Source organism: Archangium sp., assembly GCF_036388035.1.
Classification (GTDB): domain Bacteria; phylum Myxococcota; class Myxococcia; order Myxococcales; family Myxococcaceae; genus Archangium.
Genome location: NZ_DASVSO010000531.1, coordinates 1 through 14320 on the forward strand (window position 1 = coordinate 1; position 14320 = coordinate 14320).

The 14320-nt window shown below is 71.7% G+C and carries 12 protein-coding genes; 6 read left to right on the plus strand and 6 right to left on the minus strand.

Translation table 11 applies throughout. The annotated features are described in order from the left end of the window. Positions 1 to 464: response regulator (locus VF697_RS21355; RefSeq protein WP_331097804.1), on the minus strand; the 464-nt coding region annotated here is incomplete at its 3' end. Between the two features lie 259 nt (positions 465 to 723). Here VF697_RS21355 and VF697_RS21360 point away from each other — a divergent pair. From VF697_RS21360 to VF697_RS21370, 3 genes are all read left to right on the plus strand, one after another. After that, positions 724 to 3021 carry an immune inhibitor A domain-containing protein gene (locus VF697_RS21360; RefSeq protein ID WP_331097806.1) on the plus strand — a complete coding sequence of 766 codons (2298 nt, stop codon included), beginning with the start codon at positions 724 to 726 and terminating at the stop codon, positions 3019 to 3021. Positions 3022 to 3203: 182 nt separating this feature from the next. After that, on the plus strand, positions 3204 to 4730 hold the full coding sequence (gene adh, locus VF697_RS21365) for an aldehyde dehydrogenase (RefSeq protein WP_331097808.1): 1527 nt from the start codon (positions 3204 to 3206) through the stop codon (positions 4728 to 4730). 18 nt (positions 4731 to 4748) lie between these two features. Beyond that, positions 4749 to 5141 carry a DUF779 domain-containing protein gene (locus VF697_RS21370; protein WP_331097810.1) on the plus strand — a complete coding sequence of 131 codons (393 nt, stop codon included), beginning with the start codon at positions 4749 to 4751 and terminating at the stop codon, positions 5139 to 5141. Between the two features lie 9 nt (positions 5142 to 5150). On the opposite strand, the gene VF697_RS21375 is transcribed toward VF697_RS21370, so the two are convergent. The 5 genes from VF697_RS21375 to VF697_RS21395 all read right to left on the minus strand — a co-directional run bounded on the left by VF697_RS21375 (position 5151) and on the right by VF697_RS21395 (position 10636). Then, entirely contained in the window at positions 5151 to 6575 is a 1425-nt protein-coding gene (locus VF697_RS21375) for a hypothetical protein (RefSeq protein WP_331097812.1), read from the minus strand. A gap of 306 nt (positions 6576 to 6881) precedes the next feature. Beyond that, positions 6882 to 8141, minus strand: a complete 1260-nt coding sequence (locus tag VF697_RS21380) for a HAMP domain-containing sensor histidine kinase (protein ID WP_331097814.1) — start codon at positions 8139 to 8141, stop codon at positions 6882 to 6884. Further along, entirely contained in the window at positions 8141 to 9517 is a 1377-nt protein-coding gene (locus VF697_RS21385) for a hypothetical protein (protein WP_331097816.1), read from the minus strand. Before VF697_RS21385 ends, VF697_RS21380 begins: the two co-directional genes overlap by 1 nt. After that, a complete protein-coding gene (locus VF697_RS21390) occupies positions 9514 to 10146 on the minus strand; it encodes a hypothetical protein (protein WP_331097818.1) in 633 nt (210 codons plus the stop codon). Before VF697_RS21390 ends, VF697_RS21385 begins: the two co-directional genes overlap by 4 nt. Positions 10147 to 10159: 13 nt before the next feature. After that, complete coding sequence (locus VF697_RS21395; RefSeq protein WP_331097819.1) at positions 10160 to 10636, minus strand: hypothetical protein; 477 nt, start codon at positions 10634 to 10636, stop codon at positions 10160 to 10162. A gap of 396 nt (positions 10637 to 11032) precedes the next feature. On the opposite strand from VF697_RS21395, the gene VF697_RS21400 reads away from it, so the two are divergent. The 3 genes from VF697_RS21400 to VF697_RS21410 all read left to right on the plus strand — a co-directional run. Next, a complete protein-coding gene (locus tag VF697_RS21400; protein WP_331097821.1) occupies positions 11033 to 12184 on the plus strand; it encodes a hypothetical protein in 1152 nt (383 codons plus the stop codon). Between the two features lie 51 nt (positions 12185 to 12235). After that, positions 12236 to 13453, plus strand: a complete 1218-nt coding sequence (locus tag VF697_RS21405) for a hypothetical protein (RefSeq protein WP_331097823.1) — start codon at positions 12236 to 12238, stop codon at positions 13451 to 13453. 59 nt (positions 13454 to 13512) lie between these two features. Further along, the coding region (locus VF697_RS21410; protein WP_331097825.1) for a hydroxyacid-oxoacid transhydrogenase at positions 13513 to 14320 on the plus strand (808 nt) is incomplete at its 3' end.

Below are 14320 nucleotides of genomic sequence, written 5' to 3' on the forward strand. Positions count from 1 at the left end.
GCCACCTGCCTCGCGGACGCCAGCGCCTGCTTCATCCGCGGGCTCTCCGCCACCAGGCTCGGCGTGAGCTGCCGCACCAGCCGCTCGCTCTTCGTCTCCGCCGCGCGCTGCTCGGCCAGCCGCCGCACCCGCAGCCGCACCTCGTCCATCGCGAAGGGCTTGGTGAGGTAGTCCGCCGCCCCCGCCTTCATCGCCGCCACCGCGTTCTCCGCGGTGCCATACGCCGTCATCATCACCACCGCGGGCGGCGTGGGCAGGGCCTGCGCCGCCTTCAGCACCTCGAGCCCGTCCACCTCCGGCATCCGCAGGTCCGTCAGCAGCACGTCGAAGCCACCCCGCGCCAGCTCCACCAGCGCCGCGCGCCCGCCCGCCACCCGCGTCACCGCGTGCCCGTCCAGCTCCAGCGCCTCCGCCACCAGCTTGCCCAGCTTCACCTCGTCGTCCACCACCAGCACCTGCGCCATGCCTCACCTCGCTCGTGTCCGGCCCAGGCCCGGGCGCCTCGACGCTCCTCCGGCCCTCCCCGGGGAGCAACCCCGAGACCCGGCCGCTCCCGTCCCCGGCCACGACCGCTGCGCCACGGCTCCCCCCGCTCCCCACATACTTCCGGGGTTTCCTGTTAAAAACACACCTCCCAGGATTACTGTCTTTTTATAAATTTATGGCATTATTGTGCCCCCGCGCGGGGATAGCCCCCGCGCTCCTGGTGAGGAGTACCCGCACATGAGGAGAATCACCCCCTGGCTGGCCAGCGTCCTGGCGCTCGCGGCGAACACGGCGGTCGCCGAAGAGGCGGTGTACGAGCAACTCGAAGGTGACGTCGTCGAGCAGCCCGCCCGGGAGGCTCATGGCGATGACATCCCGCACCCGCTCGGGGAGCAGCAGCGGGCGCTGCGCGAGAAGGCCCTCCAGGAGAAGCTCGCGGGCAAGGCCACCGGCAAGGTGCACGAGGTGGCCAAGGGCCAGTTCGTGGAGCTGGAGCTGGCGCGCACCGACAAGGTGTTCGTCGTGCTCGCGGAGTTCGGCAACACGGTGACGACCAACTACGGTGGCCAGCCGGGACCGCTCCACAACAAGATCGCCGCGCCCAACCGCGCCGTCGACAACAGCACCATCTGGCAGCCCGACTACTCGCGCGAGCACTACGAGCGGCTGTACTTCTCCACGGAGCCGGGCTTCGACTCGGTGGCCAACTACTACCGCGCCGCGTCCTCGGGCCGCTACACCATCTCGGGCACGGTGACCGAGTGGGTGAAGGTGCCCTACAACGAGGCGCGCTACGGCACCAACGCCTGCGGCAGCACCAACTGCTCCACCGTCTGGTACCTCGTCGCCGACGCCATCAACATCTGGACGGCCAACCAGCTGGCCGCCGGCAAGACGCCCGCGGAGGTGAAGGCCTACCTGGACAGCTTCGACATCTGGGACCGGTACGACTACGACGCGGACGGCAACTTCGACGAGCCGGACGGCTACATCGACCACTTCCAGATCGTCCACGCGGGCGTGGGCGAGGAGACGGGCGGCGGCGCGCAGGGCACCAACGCCATCTGGAGCCACCGCTGGTTCGCCTTCTCCAACAAGACGGCGCCCTCGGGCAAGGGCCCGGCCTACAACCAGCGCGGCGGCACGCGCTTCGGCGCGGTGGACAAGTGGGTGGGTGACTACACCATCCAGCCGGAGAACGGCGGCCTGGGCGTCTTCGCCCACGAGTACGGCCACGACCTCGGCCTGCCGGACCAGTACGACACCACCAACAGGGCCGACAACGCCACGGGCTTCTGGACCATCATGTCCTCCGGCTCCTACCTCAACGACGGCACGGTGGACATCGGCTCGCGCCCCGGTGACTTCTTCGCCTGGGACAAGCTGAAGCTCGGCTGGCTCAACTACGACGTGGCCCAGGCCGGCCAGCGCTCCAGCCACCGGCTCGGCCCCGCGGAGACCAACACCAAGGCGGCGCAGGCGCTGCTGGTGAAGCTGCCCCCCAAGGAGCGCAAGCAGTTCATCGCCGCGCCCTTCGCCGGCGCCCGCGCCTGGCACGGTGGCATCGCCGAGAACCTGGACTCCAGCCTGGTGCGCACCGTGACGCTGCCGGCCGCGGCCTCCATCAAGCTCGACCTGAAGGCCTGGTTCAACATCGAGAAGGACTGGGACTACGCCTACGTGTCCGTCTCGGCCGACGGCACCACCTTCACCAACCTGCCCAGCTCCATCACCACCGCCGCCAACCCCAACAGCCAGAACTTCGGCAACGGCATCACCGGCGCCTCGGCCGGCTGGGTGCCCGCCAGCTTCGACCTGAGCGCGTACGCGGGCAAGACGGTGCAGCTGCGGCTGCGCTACTGGACGGACGGGTTCGTCACCAACCCCGGCATCCTGTTCGATGAGCTGGCCATCGTGGCGGACGGCGCCACCGTGTTCTCCGACGGCGCCGAGGCCGGTGCCAACGGGTGGAGCGTCAACCGCTTCCTCAACAGCGACGGCAACTTCAGCACCTTCCACGAGCACTTCTACCTGGCCGAGTACCGCCAGCACCGCGGCTACGACACCACGCTGGAGACGGGTCCGTACAACTTCTCCTACAGCGCGGACGGCCTGCCCGACTACGTGGAGCACTACGCGTACAACCCCGGCATGCTCATCACCTACGTGGACACCTCGGTGAAGGAGAACAACGTCTTCAACCACCCGGGTGAGGGCCGCTCGCTCGTCGTCGACGCGCGCCCCACGCCGCTGCTGCGTGGCGACGGCCGGCCCTGGGCGGCCCGCGTCCAGATTCACGACGCGACCTTCGGCCTGGAGCCCTCGCTGCCGCTGTCGCTCAAGTTCAACGGCGCCCCGCGCAGCGAGTACCCCTCGCAGCCCGCCGTCCCGGCCTTCGACGACACCAAGCCGCACTGGTTCGCCAACGCCCCCTACGCGGGCGTGAAGGTGCCGGCCACGGGCACGGCCATCGAGGTCGTCTCCACCAGCGCGCAGGACGGCTTCATGCAGGTGCTCGTCCGCCCGGCGAAGTAGCCGGCACGCCCCACGGCTGAGCAGTCCCGAGGCCGGTCCCGTTCGCGGGGCCGGCCTCTTCGTTTTCACTTTCAGACGCTTCCACGCGCTTGCGCGCCCATGACGCGCAGCGGCACCTGTCTATCCTCGGTGCCCTCTTCCCCGCCGTCCCCAGTCAACCCCATTCCACCGTCGAGGTCCGAATGTCGACCGTCTACGAAGCACCGGGTCAGAAGGGCAGCAAGGTCCAGTATCTCCCCCGTTACGGGAACTACATTGGCGGGGAGTTCGTGCCGCCCGTGAGGGGGCAGTACTTCGAGAACATCACCCCCGTCACCGGCAAGCCCTTCTGCGAGATTCCCCGCTCCACCGCCGAGGACGTGGAGAAGGCGCTCGACGCCGCCCACCGGGCCAAGGCCGCCTGGGGCCGCACCTCGCCCACCGCCCGCGCCGACATCCTCCATAAAATCGCCGACCGGATGCAGGCCCACCTGGAGATGCTCGCCGTCTCCGAGACGTGGGACAACGGCAAGCCCATCCGCGAGACGCTCGCCGCGGACCTGCCGCTGGCCATCGACCACTTCCGCTACTTCGCCGGCTGCCTGCGCGCCCAGGAGGGCAGCCTCGCGGAGCTCGACGAGCACACCGTCTCCTACCAGTTCCACGAGCCGCTGGGCGTGGTGGCTCAAATCATCCCGTGGAACTTTCCGCTGCTGATGGCGGCCTGGAAGCTGGCGCCCGCGCTGGCCGCCGGCAACTGCGTGGTCATCAAGCCCGCCGAGCAGACCCCCGTCACCCTCCTCAAGTTCGCGGAGCTGGTGGGCGACCTGCTGCCCCCCGGCGTGCTCAACATCGTCAACGGCTTTGGCATCGAGGCCGGCAAGCCCCTGGCCAGCAACAAGCGCATCGCCAAGGTGGCCTTCACCGGTGAGACGACGACGGGCCGCCTCATCATGCAGTACGCCTCGGAGAACCTCATCCCCGTGACGCTGGAGCTGGGCGGCAAGTCGCCCAACATCTTCTTCGCGGACGTGTTCTCGCAGAACGACGAGTTCGCGCAGAAGTCGCTCGAGGGCTTCGCCATGTTCGCCCTCAACCAGGGCGAGGTGTGCACCTGCCCCTCGCGCGCCCTGGTGCAGGAGCGCTTCTACGAGGAGTTCATGCACAAGGCCATCGAGCGCACCCGGCGCATCGTCCAGGGCAACCCGCTCGACGTGAACACGATGATCGGCGCGCAGGCGTCCAACGACCAGCTCGAGAAGATCCTCTCGTACATCGACATCGGCCAGAAGGAGGGCGCCAAGGTGCTCACCGGCGGCAAGCGGGCGAGCCTGCCCGGCGCGCTCGCCGAGGGCTACTACGTGGAGCCCACCATCTTCGAGGGCCACAACAAGATGCGCATCTTCCAGGAGGAGATCTTCGGCCCGGTGGTGTCGGTGGCGAAGTTCAAGGACGCGGAGGACGCGCTGGCCATGGCCAATGACACGCTCTACGGCCTGGGCGCGGGCGTGTGGTCGCGCGACACGAACACGGCCTACCGCATGGGCCGCGGCATCCAGGCGGGCCGCGTGTGGGTGAACTGCTACCACCTCTACCCGGCGCATGCGGCCTTCGGCGGCTACAAGCAGTCGGGCATCGGCCGCGAGACGCACAAGATGATGCTCTCGCACTACCAGCAGACGAAGAACATGCTCGTCAGCTACGACCCGAAGCCCATGGGCTTCTTCTAGGCCAGGAGTCCAGGCTCCATGCCCATCGAGCGCGTTGCCGTCACCCCCGCCGCCGAGGCCCTGCTGCGCAAGCTGCAGGGCCTCCACGGCCCCCTGATGTTCCACCAGTCGGGAGGGTGCTGCGACGGCAGCGCGCCCATGTGCTTCCCGAGGGGCGAGTTCAAGCTGGGCCAGGAGGACGTGTTCCTCGGCACCATCGTGGACACGCCCTTCTACATCAGCGGCTCGCAGTTCGAGTACTGGCAGCACACGCACCTGACGGTGGACGTGGTGAAGGGGCGCGGCAGCGGCTTCTCCGCCGAGGCCCCCGAGGGCGTGCGCTTCCTCATCCGCTCGCGCCTCTTCACCGACGACGAGCACCACGCCCTCCAGCAGCAGGGCCCGCCGCCCCGAGGGCCCCAGCACGGCTGAGGGGAAGCCTCAGAGCTTGTAGAGGCCGAGCCCCACCCACGGCAGCGGGAAGGGGAAGCCCCCACTGCCGTTCCGGGTCTCCGGCAGGTACACCCAGAGCGCCGCCAGGTCGAGGCGCACGCGCACCCGGTCCAACGCCACCGGCCCGCGAGGTTTGTCGGAGCCCAGCAGCCAGCGCACGCCCGTGGTGCCGAACGAGTCCGCGAAGGGCTTGCGCGGGAAGAACTCCGCCGCGAGCTCGCTGTGGGGCCCGAGCACGTACTGCGCCCCCATGAAGGCCTGGAACTGGGTGGGGATGCGCGGGAGGGTGGTGCTCGTACCGCCCCCGCCCCCGATCGGGTCCTCGCCCGCCGTCCCCCCGCCCGCCACCACGATGGCGGCCTTCTGTGGAATGAAGTGGTGGTTGTCGAGCACGTAGGCCCCCGCGGTGAGCTGGAAGTCACCGAAGTGCTTGGCCGCCACGGCGCTGAAGAGGTTGAACTGGAGGTTGGCGCCCCCGGCTCCAGCCGCCCCCGCGGCGGCCACGCCATTGCCGAGCAGCACGATGCCCGCGCCTCCCACCGCTCCCGCGAAGAGGTTGAGGAAGTCATAGGAGGCGGACACCCCCGGCAGGTAGCGCGACTCGTCGAGCACCTTCACCTTGAGGCCCAGGTCGAACGCCCCCAGCACCCCGAGCGCCGCCGCGCCCGCGCCTCCCACCACGTGGAGGAGGGGCAGGGGCACGCCCGTCGCCACCGGGATGGGCAGACCGCCGCCCCACATGTCGAGCTGCACGCGCCGCCCCAGGCCCACGCCCGCGCGGAAGAGCAGGAGCTCGTCGTTGCTCACCACCAGCTCGCCGGGCTCCAGCGTGAGGGCCGTGGGCGTGAGGAACAGCCGCTCGTCCGCGGCACGGCGGGTGACGAAGTCCTCGCGCCGGTCGTTCATCTTCCGGCCCAGCGCCTCGCCCGCCTCGTGGCCCGCGAGTGACGCCAGTGACTTCGGCTCACCCGCCGCCTCCCACCGCACCAGACCGAGCTTCCGCTCTCCCTGGGGCGCCAGCAGCGTGCCCTCGATGGCCAGCCGCCCGCTCGACTTCCCGAGCCCGGAGAGCCCAAACGTCGTCCGCGCCTGCTCGGCGACGCGCTCTGACGTCGTGGACGCGCTCCCCTGGGCCGAGATGGAATCCACGACCCGGAGTTCCACCCTCAGGGGCTCGCCGCTCACGTTCGCGGGCCGGAGGGTCCGGTTCACCGCGCGCTGGAAGGAGCCCTGGAGCTCCTGCTTCATCGCCTCGGGCACGTCGCCCTTCACCTCGACCGCCACGCCGCGCGCCTCGTCGTAGTGGCCGAGCGCGTCCACCTTCACCTGACGCACGCTGCCCAGCACACAGCCGGTCAGGGGCATCGCGAGCCACACCGCCAGCCAGCGCCAATCCATCATCCGCATCTTCACGTCCCCTCCCGCTCCACGCGGGGAAATGGCGCCATCCTGCTCTGGCTGCGCACGGGGAGTCACCTCCCCCACGTCCTCCGCGAGAGACCCACACCCTCCGGGCGCTCGCTGGCGGGCCCTCCGGGCGCGTTCGCGCGCAACCTGTACACTTAGTGGACAAGTTCGCGACGAGCGCGCCCGGGAGGCCCGCGCATCTCGGAGGAGAAGGGACCCTCCGGGCTCGGTTTGGAAAAACCTGTCCGACAGTCGGACAGGTTTTTGAAAAGTGCGACCGGCAGGCCGGCACGACCCGGGTGTCGAAGCTCGCTACCGCGCCGCGGGCAGCCGCACCTCGAAGGTGCTGCCCTTGCGCTGCTCGGGCACCAGCGCCACCGTGCCACCGTGCCGCTCCACCAGCCGCCGGCACAGCGCCAGGCCCAGCCCCGTTCCGTTCGCCTTCCCCGTCACGAAGAGGTCGAAGAGCCGCTCGCGTACCTCGGGCGCCACTCCCGGCCCGTCGTCCTCCACGCGCACCCGCACCGCGCTCCCGTCCGACTCGGCCGCCAGCCGCACCTCGCCCTCCCCCTGCGCCTGCGCCGCGTTCTGCAGGAGGTTGGCGAACACCTGTCTCAGCCGTCCCGCGTCCCCCTCCACCGGCGGCAGCTCCGGGAAGCTCCGCCGCACCTTCACCGCCGGGAACGCCGCCTCCGTGGCCCTCGCCGCTTCCTCCAGCACCTCGGACAGGGAGATGCGCTGCGCGGCCAGGGGGCGGTCCGCGCTCAGGTCCAGCAGGTCCTCCGTCAGCCGGCGCAGCCGCTCCACCTCGCCCAGCACGTCCTCCAGCGCCGCCTTGTCCCGCTCGGAGAGCTTCAGCCCGCTGCGCTCGCGCATCAGCTCCACCGTGCCCCGGATGACGCCCAGCGGGTTGCGGATTTCGTGCGCGGCCATGGCCGCCATCTTCGTCAGCGCCTCGCCCCGGGCCGCTCGGGCCGCGGCCTCGCGCCGGGCCCGCTCGTCGCGCAGCCACCGCGCCGCCACCAGCGCGAGCGCCAGTGCGCCCACCGCCGACAGCGCCACCCCGCCCCACAGCGCGCGCCGCAGCGCATCCCGCGCGCTGGAGAAGGCCCGCCCCGCCTCCAGCACCAGCACCGCGTCCACCCGCCCCTCGGCCCCGCGCACCGGGAAGTAGCCCACCGTCACCTGGAGCTCGCCCAGCGAGTAGCCCGGCCCCACCCGCGTCTCTCCCGCGAGCGCGGTCTCCACTCCCGCCGGGTCCGTGCGCAAGAGGTCCACCCGACGCCGCGCGGGCCCGGTGGCGTCCGCGGGCACCGCGAGCTTCCCGTCCACCACGTACACCCCGTCCAGCGCGTTGGCCCGCATCAGCGCCTCCAGCCGCTCGGGCGTGGCCGGCGTGTCCCCCAACAGCAGCGCAGCGGACTCGCCCGCGCCCCGCAGCCGCGCGTCCAGCGACTGCTCCAGCGCCGCGCTCCCCGCGCGATAGAGGGCCAGCGTGGCCGCGAGCGCCCCCACCAATCCCAGGGTCGCCAGTCCCAGCGGACCCAGGGCGCGCGAGCCGGGCCGCGACATCAGTACAGCCCCCGGGACCACACCAGTCCCAGCCCTCCGACGAAGCGGCCGTAGGAGAGCTCGGCGATGTTGGAGGACGCCCCGCGCCAGCCCGCCGAGGCCTGGAGGCTCCAGCTCCTCGACACGTCCCACTCCAGCGCCACGCCCGCATCGAGGTAGCCGTCCTCGCGACGCGCGCCCAGCGGGTTGTCGAAGTTCTCGTAGCCGCGCAGGGTGTAGCCCGCCTCCCCCACGAAGCGCAGTCCGGGACGCGGGCGCAGCCGCAGCCCGGCGCGCGGTCCATGCTCGAGGTAGCCGAGCGCCAGGTCGTACGTACGCAGGTGGCCGCCGTACCAGCCCGCCGAGAGCGTGAGGGGCTCGGCGGGGCTCCACTCCGCGTCCACCCGGGCCGTGTTCCTCCAGCCGTCGTAGCCGGCGTAGGCGGTGTCCTGGAAGTCCTCGCGGCGCACGGCCCATGCGCCGTCCAGCACCACCGGGCCCACGGGCACACGCGCGGCCACCTGCAGCCGGTGGGCCCGCAGGTAGGGCGCCCCTCCGAGCGCCAGGAAGTCGAAGCCGTACTCCCCGGTGAGCTGCACCGCCGAGCCCAGGTGCGCCCAGCCCAGCGTGCCCCCGGCTCCGGCCAGGTCGAAGGCGTGGAAGCTCAGGTGGCCCCGGTACTGCCCGGAGATGCGCGCCTGGGGGCCTCGCTGGCCCCAGGGCCGCAGGCGCAGCTCGGCGAGCCCCAGGCCCACTCCGTCCGCGCTCCCCGCCTGGCGCCGCGTGCCGTCCGGCGCGAGGTCCACGTTGGAGTCGTATTCGCTCCCCAGCCGCACCGAGAGAGCCACCCGCCCCTCGCGCCCGGACTGAAGGCGCAGCTCCTCGGCGCGCCTGGCCAGCCCCGCGTCCGCCGAGGCCGCCGCCGTGGTGAAGAAGGCGCTGGCCTCGCTCGCGCGCCCCTCGCGCAGCGCCACCAGTCCGAGGAAGAAGGCGGCGGTGTCCGCCAGCTCCGGCTCGGCGAGGGCCTGACGGAAGGAGGCCGCCGCCGCCTCGTCCTCGCCCCGCTCGAAGTGGGAGAGCCCGGCGAGCAGCGCCGCCGCGGCCTCGTCCTCGCGGGGCGCCGTGTTTCCCCCCGGAGGGGCCGGGGGCGTGGAAGCCGCGGGCGTCTCGCGGCAGAGCGCCTTCAGGGCCGCTCGCGCCCGGGCGTTGCGCGAGTCCCTGCGCAGCACCTCGCGCCAGGCGACGAGGGCCGTCTCCCTGTCTCCAGCCGCCTGCTCGGCCTCGGCCACCTCCATATAAGGAGCGGCGGCGGCCGGGTCCGGCGTGCCCTCGGGCGTCACGGGAGCGCAGAGGCCCGACTCGGCGAGCAGCGCGGCCACGAGCAGGCCCGGACTCACGGCGCCCCTCCGCCAACGAGGGGCGCGGGCCGCTCGGACAGCGAGCCCAGCCCGGCGCGGGCCTCGGCGAGCCGGTAGCGGTCCTCGCGCTTCTGGGCCAGCCGCACCGCCTCCTCCAGGTAGCGCGCGGCGAGCAGCGGACGCCCGGCCGAGCGGGCCTGGGTGGCGCGCGCGTGGTACCAGTCGATGGAGGAGGGCACGGGGGCCGCGCGGAAGAGGGCGCCGATGTCCCCGCGCAGCTTGCGCACCTGCTCGCCGATGCGCGGCCCGGAGGCATCTCCCACCGCTTCGAGCAGCGTGTCCGCGCACAGGTACAGCTTCGCCTCGTAGCAGGCGAGCGCGTGGTAGTAGTCGAGCAGCGCGTCGCGCGCGTCCGGGGCGCTCTTCTGGGCGGTGGCGAAGGCCTCCAGCGCCTCCTCGGAGCGGCCGAGCTTCACCAGCGAGGCGGCGACGTACCAGTCCGCCTCCCCGCCCGTGCCCAGGCGCTGGGCCACCTTGAACTCCACCAGGGCGTTGGCGAAGCGGCCCTCGCGGAAGTGGCGAGCGCCCTGGAGCAGGTGGGGTGTCGAATCCGGCGGAGTGGCCGCCGTGAGTCCGAGCAGGGCGAGGCACAGCGCGAGGTGCTTCACGCGAGGCTTTCTATCACGGGCGACGGATGGGTGCCGGCTCCGAGGGCCGTCCGTTGCCCGGCTTGTCGGGCTTGGGCTCCTTGTTCTTCCGCACCGTCTCGGAGCGGGAGCGGCCCGCGGCGTCCTGCGCCTCCGAGCCCACGCCCGCCGCCCCCAACGCCGCGGAGCGAGCCGCCTTCATGCTCGCCCCGGGCGAGGTACGCTCGGTCGCCTTCGCGGCGTGCTGCGAGGCCTCACGGCGGGCCTTCTCGGCGGCCTCACCGCGGGTCCGGGCCACCGCGTCCCGGCGAGCCCCCTCCGTCGAGGTCTCCCGGGCCGACTCGGCCACCGGGGAGGCCGCTTCGGGCAGGCGGGGCAGTTGGTCCGGCAGCGTGGCCTGCACCTCGAGCGCCTGGAGGAGCGCGGCCCGGGGCGCCTCACCGCGCGGAGACTCCTCGGCGGCGGCCCCGAGGGCCCACAGCGAGATGGCGAGGATGAGGGACCCGCGCATGACTGCCTCCACGACGCGCCCGAGGGAGGGCTCGAACGCGGAGCGTAGCATTCCCCGTGCCCACCGCTGGCTCCTCGGGGGCGGGGGTGTCGGGGAGTGGCGCATGCCCCAACCGGGACACCCGGGTGTACCGGCTGGTACACGGCCGTGAGGTGCTGAGCGCTTCCACCCGCCCGGCCGCGGGAGGGTAGGGAGCCCCCGAGGAGAGAAGTACCGCCACCTTCGCGCACCGCGTCAGGGACGGTTTCCCGCGCTGGTGCGCGCCTTTGGCGAGGGCCGCCATGGAGAAGTGTTCTCGCTCGTACGAGAGGGGCAATTCCCGCTCACCCCCCAATCTGGACGAAAATGAGAAACCCTGGCTCTGATGCGCCGACCTCGAAAACAGGAGGGCCGGGTATGAGGCTCGTCAACGCAATCGCGACTTTGGCCGTGGGTATGGCCGTGGCATGGGGCGGCAGCGCAGCCGCCCTGACGGTGAAGCTGGACTACGTCTGGGGCGGGAACGGCGGTGGCACCACCGTCTTCATCCACGGACATGGCAACTGTGTCGGCGGCAATGGCTCCGACAGCCGGTGCGTCAACCTCTCGTATGGCTATTGGTTGAACTCGACGGAGGACGGCGGTGACGGCCACGACTTCATGGCCGAGGCCACCTCCAAGTGCACCGCGAGCGGCTGCTCCATGGCGTGCGCCTCCACGGGCTGCAACACCGTCAACTACACGGGCTCGTGGAGCTACTCGGAGGCCTTCGCCATCCGCTACGACATGGTCAACCAGAGCATGATGGCCTCCGCCAACGACGTGGCCAACTGCCTGATGGACCTGAAGAATGGCACCAACACCACCGGGTGCAACCCGAGCCTCTACAAGCGCACCAGCTTCCGCGTGGTGGGCCACAGCGCGGGCGGCGCCGTCATCGATCGCATCTTCTCCACGGGCGCGTGGCCGGGCCTGACGGGCACCAACGGCGCCATCGTCGGCAACCCGGTGGCCTCCGCGGGCGCCCTGGCCGGCTCCCGGGCGGCGAGCGCGCTGTACGGCACGGACGGCGCCTCCAACTTCTGCACCACGCTGGTGAGCTGGGTGGCCGGCTGGGCCTTCAAGAGCGCGGGCAACGCCAGCCTCACGCGCAGCGCGCTGCTGGGCGAGGCCAACAACGGCCGCGCCGGCAAGTCGCCCCGGTGGCTCTACAAGGTGACGACGGCGGGCGGCTCGGGCTCGGCCAACAACAACGGGAAGGACAGCGTCCAGGAGAGCACCAACGACTCGAAGATGGGCATCCTCGCGGGCTGCGTGGGCTACTCCGCCGATGACGACACCGACGGCGTGCTGTGGATGTACGACAGCGACCCGACCTCCAACCCCGCGGGCTCCAACGGCGGCAAGTACCGCGCGCAGTACACCGGCTATTACTGGCGTTGGATTCCCTCGTGGGCGAACCACTCGCACAACCGCAACGACGCCTACGTGAAGAAGTACGGCTTCCAGAGCTTCAGCGGCTGCTATTACATCTCGCCGGGCACCTGCATCGGCCAGTACGCGCAGTGAGCCATGGGTAACGACGCATCGAGCAGTCGGCGCGGGTGGTGGGGAGCTCTCGTGGCGGTCATCGCCGCGCTCGTGCTCGTGGCCCTCTGGTGGCCCCGTGGCACGGAGACCTCCCCCTCTCCCGAGGACACCCCCGTCACCCAGGCGCCCGCGCCGGCCGATGCGCCGCCCCGGCGGGCTCCGCCCACGCCACCGCCCGCAATGAGCATGGCGGTGGCCGTGGCGGAGCTTCCTCCCTCCTCGGAGCCGGAGATTCCGGGGACGACTCCCGCGAAGCCTCCCGACGCGCCTCCCATCGAGCTGCCGCCCACGACGCAGGCGCTCGCCGAGGAGTTCTTCCCGGGCACCACGGACTGGGAGGCCGTCCCGGTGGACGAGTCGCAGCAGTACCAGCTGCGCATCCTGCCGCAGCGCTACAACGTGGTGGCGCCCATGCCCATCGCGCTGCTGCTGGAGATCACCGACCGGCAGGGCAATCGCCAGCCGCTGACCCACCCGCGCGTGCGGGTGCGGGCGCTGGAGGACGAGACGCGGCCGTGGATCGACGTGCCGGTGAAGGACGACGGCAAGGGCGCGGACGAGCAGGCGGGAGACCTGCGGTACACGGCCACGCTCCAGCCGAACCGCGAGCAGAAGAAGCAGCTCCTCGGCCATGTGCTCGTCGAGGGCAGCGTGGACGTGCCCAGCGTGGGGACGCGGACGATTCCCGCCGTGCTCCTCTACACGGTGGGCCCTCGCGCGAAGCTGACGGGCCGGTGGAGCGACTCGCTGCGCAACGGGAGCCTCGTGCTGGAGCCGGAGCTGGAGGTGGAGGAGCCGGGCCTCTTCACGCTGATGGCGCAGGTGTTCGGGCCGCAGCTGGAGCCCCTCGCGTGGGTGAAACAGACGCAGAAGCTGGGCGCGGGCCGGCGCACGATGACGCTGGAGGTGTTCGGCAAGGTGCTGCACGACGCGGGCGTCGACGGCCCGTACCGGGTGCGGCAGGTGCTGCTGAGCCGCGACCACGAGAACTCCAGCGCCTACGACCCGGGCGTCACGCTCGAGGAGGCGCACCAGACGAAGCCGTACCGGGCGAGCGAGTTCTCCCCGGCCGCCTACGTCCCGCCGCCGCGCACCGTCGAGGAGGTCACCGCCGAGCACCCCTCGCAGCGGGAGAAGCCACCGCCCGAGCGCTCGCGCGACATGGCACCGGCGAGCGGCACCGAGCCGCCGCCCCCGCCCGCACCAGGTGACGCTCCACCGCAGCAGGCGACGAGCCTGGGACACTGAGCAGACCCCCGCGGTCCATCCGCCGTACCGTGCGGCGGCCACTTCACAGGAGGAAGTCGATGGGCTGCTGCCACTACCACCCCGTCGGAGAGGGCTGCGACACCGCCTTCACCGTGGACACCTCGCGCATCACCTTCGGCCGCGGCTGTCTGGCAGAGGTGGGGGACAGGGCCCGGGCGCTCGGGATGAAGCGCGTGGCCCTCTTCTCGGACGAGCGCGTGGCCCAGCTGCCGCACTTCGAGAAGGTGCGCCAGTCCTTGAGCGCCGCCGGGCTGGACGTCGTCGTCTCCACCGACGTCCATGTCGAGCCCACCGACCAGTCCTTCCTGGAGGCAGCGCGCTTCGCCTCGGAGGTCCGGCCGGATGGCTACATCTCGCTGGGCGGCGGCTCGGTCATCGACACGTGCAAGGCGGCCAACCTCTACGCCACGCACCCGGCGGACTTCCTGGCCTACGTCAACGCGCCGGTGGGCCAGGGGCGCCCGGTGCCCGGCCCGCTCAAGCCGCACATCGCCTGCCCCACCACCTCGGGCACGGGCAGCGAGGTCACCGGCATCACCATCTTCGACCTGCTCTCCCTGCACGCGAAGACGGGCATCGCCTCGCCGGCGCTGCGGCCCACCGAGGCGCTCATCGACCCGGACTGCACCGCCACCCTGCCCGGCGAGGTGGTGGCCGCCAGCGGCCTGGACGTGCTGTCCCACGCGCTGGAGTCCTATACCGCGCGGCCGTACGTGCGCCGTCCCGCCCCGGCGCGGCCGAGCCTGCGGCCCATGAGCCAGGGCGCCAACCCGTGGAGCGACCTCGGCTGCCGCGAGGCGCTGCGGCTGATGGGCCTGTACCTGGAGCGCGCGGTGGCGGACGCGG